At 71.1% G+C, this 7,128-nt stretch carries 7 protein-coding genes; 4 read left to right on the forward strand and 3 right to left on the reverse strand.

The genetic code is table 11. From position 1 onward, the window contains the following. The 3 genes from J7357_RS20760 to sppA all read left to right on the forward strand — a co-directional run. Nucleotides 1-502 (forward strand): hypothetical protein (locus J7357_RS20760; protein ID WP_343237443.1); only part of this gene is annotated, 502 nt, incomplete at its 5' end. Between the two features lie 113 nt (nucleotides 503-615). Beyond that, the gene (locus J7357_RS20765) at nucleotides 616-1,986 is read left to right on the forward strand and encodes an MATE family efflux transporter (protein WP_209249417.1); all 1,371 of its coding nucleotides are present in this window, start codon (nucleotides 616-618) and stop codon (nucleotides 1,984-1,986) included. 76 nt (nucleotides 1,987-2,062) lie between these two features. Beyond that, entirely contained in the window at nucleotides 2,063-3,961 is a 1,899-nt protein-coding gene (gene sppA, locus J7357_RS20770) for a signal peptide peptidase SppA (protein ID WP_209249418.1), read from the forward strand. A gap of 82 nt (nucleotides 3,962-4,043) precedes the next feature. On the opposite strand, the gene J7357_RS20775 is transcribed toward sppA, so the two are convergent. Continuing rightward, nucleotides 4,044-4,271 carry a hypothetical protein gene (locus J7357_RS20775; protein WP_244667716.1) on the reverse strand — a complete coding sequence of 76 codons (228 nt, stop codon included), beginning with the start codon at nucleotides 4,269-4,271 and terminating at the stop codon, nucleotides 4,044-4,046. Nucleotides 4,272-4,337: 66 nt separating this feature from the next. On the opposite strand from J7357_RS20775, the gene J7357_RS20780 reads away from it, so the two are divergent. After that, a complete protein-coding gene (locus J7357_RS20780) occupies nucleotides 4,338-5,111 on the forward strand; it encodes an SDR family oxidoreductase (protein WP_209249420.1) in 774 nt (257 codons plus the stop codon). Between the two features lie 246 nt (nucleotides 5,112-5,357). Here J7357_RS20780 and J7357_RS20785 read toward each other — a convergent pair whose 3' ends face one another. Further along, nucleotides 5,358-6,008, reverse strand: a complete 651-nt coding sequence (locus J7357_RS20785) for a DUF4124 domain-containing protein (RefSeq protein ID WP_209249422.1) — start codon at nucleotides 6,006-6,008, stop codon at nucleotides 5,358-5,360. After that, a complete protein-coding gene (locus tag J7357_RS20790) occupies nucleotides 6,008-6,763 on the reverse strand; it encodes a DUF4124 domain-containing protein (protein WP_209249424.1) in 756 nt (251 codons plus the stop codon). The genes J7357_RS20785 and J7357_RS20790 overlap by 1 nt, the downstream gene beginning before the upstream one ends. Between the last annotated feature and the right edge of the window lie 365 nt (nucleotides 6,764-7,128).

Here is a 7,128-nt window from a genome sequence, read left to right on the forward strand (position 1 = left end):
CAGCGCCGCCGACCTGGCCGAGGCGGCCGAAAACCCGCCGGCCGCTGCGGTTGTCGCGCCTGCCGCGGCGGCGGCCACGCCACCGGCGCTGACTCCGGCGCAGTTGCGCGCACGCCAGGTCGCCTGGGACGCGCTGCCGTCGGCGGCGCAGGCGCGGTTGCGTCAGGTCGCCACGGCCTTCGCCGGCCTGCCGATCGAGCAACAGCACAGCCTGCATGCGCAGTTCGCCGAGATGGACGCACTGGAGCGCCACGGCTGGTTGCTCGGCCCGGAACTGGGCGCCGAGTTCTGGGCGCTGCAGCCGCTGCTGGGGTACGTGCCCGAGGCGCAGCGGCAGGCGCTGCTGGGCCTGCTGCGCAGCCTGCCGCCGGACCAGCGCGAGCATCTGGCGCTGCTGTCGCAACGCACCCCGCCGCAGGACCGCGCCGCCTTGCGCCGCGACCTGCTGGCGCAGAGTACCGACAGCCGTGGCGCCTGGCTGAAGCAGCGCGCCGCGCGCTGAGCTGCGCGCGGCAACGCAGTCATCCGCCGCAGCAGGTAGAATGCGCGGCCTCCGCCACCCGGTGCCGGCGCTGTCTGCGCGGCCGCAGTCGGCGAGATCGCCAGAGTCTTGCAATGTTTTCGTCTTCCACCCCGGCCTCGGTCCGGGGCCGCGAATTGCGCACCACCGCGCAGCTCGCCCTGCCGCTGGTCCTGGGGCACGTCTCCACCGGCCTGATCAGCTTTGTCGACAATGTGATCGCCGGCCACCACGGCACCCGCACGCTGGCCTCGGTGACGGTCGGCACGGCGCTGCTGTGGCTGCCGATGATGATCCCGATCGGCACCCTGATCGCCCTGACCGCGTCGGTGTCGCAGCTCGACGGCGGCAAGCGCCAGGCGCAGATCGGGCCGCTGTTCCGCCAGGCGCTGTGGTTGTCGCTGGGCCTGGGCCTGCTGATGTTCGCGTTCCTCAGCGTGATGCCGATGGCGCTGCCGCAACTGGGCATCGCCCCGGAGATCGTGCCCGGCGCGCGCGACTTCCTGCATGCGATCCGCTGGGGCGTGCCGGCGCTGGTGCTGTATTTCTGCATGCGCTACCTCAGCGAAGGGATGCACTGGACCCTGCCGACCATGCTGCTCGGCTTCGGCGGCCTGCTGTTGCTGGCTCCGCTCGGCTATGCGCTGACCTTCGGCCTGTGGGGCCTGCGCGAACACGGCGCCGGCGGCCTGGGCATGGCGTCGGCGATCACGATGTGGGCGCAGGCGCTGTGTTTCGCGGTCTACCTGGCGCGGTCCAGGCGCTTCGCGCCGCTGCGCCTGTTCGCGCAGTTCGAGGCGCCGGATCTGCGCGCGATCGCCGGCTTGCTGAAGACCGGGCTGCCGATCGGCGTGACCATCCTGATGGAAGGCGGCCTGTTCATCGTCACCGCGCTGCTGATCGCGCGGCTCGGCGAGGTGCCGGCGGCGGCGCACCAGATCGCGATCAACGTGGCGCAGCTGTGCTTCATGGTGCCGATGGGCGTGGCCGAGGCGACCACGGTGCGGGTCGGCCGCGCCGCCGGCGCCGGCGATGCGGTGGGCGTGCGCGGTGCGGCCTGGGCCGGCTATGCGATCGTGCTCGGCACCCAGGCGCTGTCGGCGCTGGTGTTGCTGGTCGGCCACGACGCCATCGTCGGCGTCTACACCAGCGACCTGGCGGTGGCGGCGCTGGCCTCCACGCTGCTGTTGTACGCGGCCACCTTCCAGTTCCCCGACGGCGTGCAGGTGCTGTCGGCCGGTGCGCTGCGCGGCCTCAAGGACACCCGCGTGCCGATGCTGCTGGCCCTGTGTTCCTACTGGGGCCTGGGCATGCCGCTGGGCGCCGGCCTCGGCCTGTGGCTGGGCTGGGGACCGCAGGGCATGTGGATCGGCCTGATCCTGGGCCTGACCGCGGCCGCGGTGATGATGGGCGCGCGTTTCCGCTGGAGCAGCGCGCGGCTGTCGGGCGCCTCGGCGGCCCCCTGACTTCAGACGCATGTGCGGCGCCTGACGCAGCCGGTATGCTGCGCAGGCGCAAGACGCCTACCTTTCGGAGTTTTCCATGAACCAACCCGTGCGTCGCAGCCCCGTCGCCAACTTCTTCGTCGGCCTGTGGGATGTGATGAACTTCACCCGCCGGTTGATCTTCAACCTGGTGTTCTTCGGTTTGCTGTTGCTGATCCTGCTGGCGATGGTGTTCGCGATGGCGCGCGGCGACGGCGGCAAGGCGCTGCGCGACCGCACCACGCTGCTGATCGCGCCGGAAGGCAAGCTGGTCGAGCAGTTCAGCGCCGACCCGGTCAGCCGCGCGCTGGCCAAGGCGATGAACGACAAGGGCGCGCAGGAGATCCAGTTGCGCGACCTGGTGCGCGCGATCGAGGCGGCCAAGACCGATCCGAAGATCGAGCGCGTTGCATTGCGCCTGGACAAGCTGCAGCCCAGCGGCTTCGCCTCGATGCGCGAGGTGGAGAAGGCGCTGCAGGACCTGCGCAGCTCCGGCAAGCAGATCGTCGCCTACAGCGACAACCTGAATCAGTGGCAGTACCTGCTGGCCGCGCAGGCCAACGAGGTCTACCTGGACCCGATGGGCTCGATGACCCTGGAAGGCCTGGGCCGCTACCGCCAGTACTTCCGCGAGGGCCTGCAGGACAAGCTCGGCGTGGACGTGCACCTGTTCAAGGTCGGCGAATACAAGTCCGCCGCCGAGCCGTACGTGCTCGACGCGGCCTCGGCGGCGTCCAAGGAAGCCGACCTGTTCTGGATGAACGACGTGTGGCAGCGCTACCTGGCCGACATCGCCAAGGCGCGCAAGCTGGCGCCTGAGCAGATCAGCGCCGGCATCGACACCATGCCCGAGGGCGTGGCCGCCGCCGGTGGCGACCTGGCCAAGTTCGCCCTGCAGCAGAAGCTGGTGGACGGCCTGAAGACCCGCGAGGACGTCGAGCAGTTGCTGGCCAAGCGCGGCGTGGCCGACGACGATGCCGACACCGGCTATCGCAACGTCGACCTGGACGGCTACCTGCAGCAGTTGGACCTGCGCCGTTCGCCGGTGGATTCGCGGCCGCAGGTGGCGGTGGTGGTCGCTGCGGGCGAGATCAGCGGCGGCGAACAGCCGGCCGGCCGCATCGGCGGCGAATCGACCGCGGCGCTGCTGCGCCAGGCGCGCGACGACGACGCGGTCAAGGCGGTGGTGCTGCGCGTGGATTCGCCCGGCGGCGAAGTGTTCGCCTCCGAGCAGATCCGCCGCGAGGTGGTGGCGCTGAAGGCCGCCGGCAAGCCGGTGGTGGTGTCGATGGGCGACCTGGCCGCGTCCGGCGGCTACTGGATCAGCATGAACGCCGATCGCATCTATGCCGACCCGTCGACGATCACCGGCTCGATCGGCATCTTCGGCATGATCCCCAACATCACCCGCACCCTGGACAAGATCGGCGTGCACACCGACGGCGTCGGCACCACCCGTTTCGCCGGCGCGTTCGACATGACCCGGCCGATGGATCCGGCGGTGGGCCAGCTGATCCAGTCGGTGATCAACAAGGGCTATGCCGACTTCACCGGCAAGGTCGCGCAGGCGCGCGGCAAGTCGGTCGAGGCCATCGACCAGGTCGCGCGCGGCCGCGTGTGGAGCGGTGCGCAGGCCAAGGAGCGCGGGCTGGTGGACGCGTTCGGCGGCTTCAAGGATGCGGTGGCCGATGCCGCGGCGCGCGCCAAGCTGGGCGGCCCGGACAAGTACCGAGTGCGCTACGTCGAGAAGCCGGCCACGCCGTTCGCGCAGTTCGTCAGCGGGTTCGCCGGCAGCCGCCTGGGCGTGTGGATGCTGAGCGACTCGGCGCTGGGCCATGCCCTGCTGGCGCGCAGCCTGCCGGAACTGGACACCCAACTGCGCTTCGTCAAAGACGCGGCCGACACCCGCCCGGGCGCACCGGTGAAGGCACTGGCCTACTGCTTCTGCGGTCTGTAAGCCGGCCCTGCGCCGGCAGCGGCGCGCTCTTGCGAGCGCGTCGCCTGCTTCCTGCAACGCCGGCCCCCGTGGCCGGCGTTGTTCATTGCGCGGTGGCGGCGTCGAGCGCGGCGTTCTGCGTGGCCACGGCGCGGTCGAGCGTGGCCTGGGTCTGCCTGGCGCGGTCCAGCGGCTGGGCGATGGCGCCGCGCAGCGCGCTGGCCTTCGGCGGTGGCGGCGCATCGGGCGGTTGCGGCGGTGCCGGCTTGCATGCGGCCAGCAGTGCGAGCAGCGGCAATGCCAACGTCATCCTGCGCAGTGGTGCGGACATGGCGGCGACCTCCTCGAGGGTGGAGGTATCATCCTACGCCTCTCACGTGAGCAGACAGGCACGCGCATGCAGCACCGTTGGCGGCTGGACGGACAGACCGCGCTCATCACTGGCGCCAGCGCCGGCATCGGCCTGGCGATCGCGCGCGAACTGCTCGGGTTCGGCGCCGACCTGCTGCTGGTGGCGCGCGACCTCGACGCGCTGGAAGCGGCGCGCGACGAACTGCGCGAGGCCTTTCCCGAGCGCGAGATCCTGGCGCTGGCCGCCGACGTCGCCGACGACGAGGACCGTCGCGAGATCCTGGACTGGGTCGAGGACCATGCCGACGGCCTGCACCTGCTGATCAACAACGCCGGCGGCAACCTCAGCAAGCCTGCGGTGGACTACACCGAGGACGAGTGGCGCGGCATCTTCGAGACCAACCTGTTCTCCGCGTTCGAGCTGTCGCGCTACGCGCATCCGCTGCTGGCGCAGCATGCGGCCTCGGCGATCGTCAACGTCGGCAGCGTGTCCGGGCTGACCCACGTGCGCAGCGGCGCGCCCTACGGCATGACCAAGGCGGCGTTGCACCAGCTCACCCGCAACCTCGCCGCCGAATGGGCCGAGGATGGCATCCGGGTCAATGCGGTGGCGCCCTGGTACATCCGCACCCGCCGTACCTCCGGCCCGTTGTCGGACCCGGACTACTACGAGCAGGTGATCGAGCGCACGCCGATGCGCCGCATCGGCGAACCTGAGGAAGTGGCGGCGGCGGTCGGCTTCCTGTGCCTGCCGGCGGCCAGCTACATCACTGGCGAATGCATCGCGGTGGACGGCGGGTTCTTGCGCTACGGGTTCTAGCGGCTGAGTGGCGGCTGCGTGCGCGCCGGGCACCGGCCGAAAGGCGCAGTGCAGGAGGCCCCGGGCGTATGTCGTCGGGACTGAAGTCCCTCCCACAAGGTGGCTGCGCGCTTACCGCGGTGGATCGGCTGCGGGGTAATCCGTAGGAGCGGCTTCAGCCGCGACCGGGCGTTCCCGGGAACGCCTGGTCGCGGCTGAAGCCGCTCCTACGCAACCAGGCGCACACCCACGCGCGAGCGAGCTGGATTACGGCGCGGGCTGCTCTACGCCGCAGTTGCTGGCCTCGAGCAGGTGCTGGCGGCGTTCGAACTCCGCGTGCAGCGCTTCGGCATGCTCGGGCACGGCGAAGCGCCAGTGCGTCTCGGCTTCGGCCACGTAGTTCTTCCAGGCGTCGCACAACTGCTCGGCGGGCAGCGGCTGGCACTGGTCGCGCAGCACTTCGCAGGCGCTGCCGCCGGCCTGGTTGGGGCCGCCGTCCAGGTCCGTCGTGTGCAGCGGCACGCAACGCGGCGGCGGTTCGGCGGCCTCGCCGATGTAGGACGATTGCTCGCGGGTGGTGCAGGTGTACAGCGATGGCGGTGGCAGCTTTGGAGGCGGTGGTGGTGGCGGTGCAGCCGCCGCGTTATCGGCCGCGGCCGGCGCGTCCGCAGGCGTGGCCTCGTTCGCGGCGCTCGCCGGGGGCGACGATGGCGCAGGCTTGGCCGCGAGCGTGGTCGGCAGTGCGGCGCTGCTCACGCCCTGCATGATCTTCTTCTGCTGGCGCATGCCCTTGGGGCAGGGCTGGTTCTGGATAGTCAGGTTGTCCTGCGCGTCGGTGCAACGATAGAACACCACCGGTTCGGCGTGCGCTGCGCCGGTGCAGGCCAGCAAGGCGATCAGACAGAGCGCTTGGCGCATCAGGTGCCGCCGCAGTCGCGTGCCAGGCGCGCATCGATGCCGCGCTGTTCGATCTCCATCGCGCGGCGTTCGCTCTGCAGTGCGCTGTTGTAGCGACGGATCAGTTCCCAGCGGCGGTCGCTCAGGCGTGCACAGACCTCTTGCTCAGGCAGCGCTGTGCAGGTGTCGCGGATCATCGTGCTGCCGGCCGGCACGATCACGCCGGCGCCGGCGGCCACCCCCGGCGGCGGTGGTCCGGGCGGGCGCGGTGCACCGGGTGGAGGCGGTCCCGGCGGGGCGGGCGAGCGGCCATCGGGGCCGCGCCCGGACGGCCGCGCGTAGGGCCCCTCGGCGTAGCCGTAGGCCCACAGCGGCACCCAGCGCGGATTGCCGGCGTTGTCGTCGCTGGTGTAGCGCGTGCCTTCCGGGGTGACGCATTCGTACATCGGCTGCGGCGGCTGCACGGTGACGATGCGCAGTTCCCGCTGCGGCAGCGGCGCCGGCGAGGCCTCGCCACGCGCTGGATCGGTGCTGATGGTGGTGGTCGGCCGCGGCGGCGGATCGCGTGGACGCTGCATGTCCAGCACCTGCTGCTGGCGGGCGTTCTCGCAGGGCGCGTTCTGCAGGCTGACTGCGCCGGAGGCGGCGATGCAGCGGTAGATGCGCACCGAGCCGGTGCTGCCGTCGCTGCTGACCGTCTGCGTCTGCTGCGCCCAGCCGGCACCGATCCAGGACGACAGGCTCAGCAGCAGCAATGGGCGAAGAAAGCGGCGCATGCACGCATCTTGCGCGCCTTGGGCGGCCAGGGAAAGGGCGGGCGATCGGGGATTCAGGACACGGTGGCGCGGGTGGTGCGCAGCAGGGTCTCGTAGCGCATCGGTAGGCCCTGGGTTGGCCAGCGCGCTTCCTGCAGCATTTCGCAACGGCTGTGCGGCGTCGCCGGCCTCGGCCAGGGCGCGCTCGTGCAGCGCTGGCGCGTTGCTCTGTCGCTGCGAGGCTGCGCCCGCACCCTCATCCGGCCCTTCGGGCCACCTTCTCCCAATGGGAGAAGGGAGCAGCTAGCCCCTCTCCCGTCGGGAGAGGGGTTGGGGTGAGGGTCCGGCGCGAAGCGACTCGTGTAGTTTGAGTGCACGAGGCTGCG

It is taken from the genome of Xanthomonas sp. D-109 (genome assembly GCF_017746095.1).
Classification (GTDB): Bacteria; Pseudomonadota; Gammaproteobacteria; order Xanthomonadales; family Xanthomonadaceae; genus Xanthomonas_A; species Xanthomonas_A sacchari.